At 60.2% G+C, this 251-nt stretch carries 1 pseudogene; it reads right to left on the reverse strand.

The annotated features are described in order from the left end of the window. Positions 1–92: pseudogene (locus tag AC0L2O_RS37180) on the reverse strand (glucose-1-phosphate cytidylyltransferase); the annotation flags it as partial. Positions 93–251: the final 159 nt, after the last annotated feature.

The raw sequence follows: 251 nt of genomic DNA on the forward strand, positions 1-251 counted from the left end.
ATCGGACCGATCTCGACCATCGGCTTGGGCGGCTCTCCTGTTTCCTCGGCCGGCCGTGTCCCCAATCCCCCCGCGGGGATCCCCACGTTCATAAAGCCTTCCCCACCAGCAAACACGGGTCTCGAACGCCCGTGAGTTCTGTTACCATGGGCGATCGGCGTTCAACGACGCGAGCGAACGGATGATGGAAGCGCACCGATGTGGACCTTTAGGCAGACCTTCAGCACCATGCTTGATAGTCAATTGCGACT

This window comes from Bradyrhizobium sp. Kon10 (genome assembly GCF_055807395.1).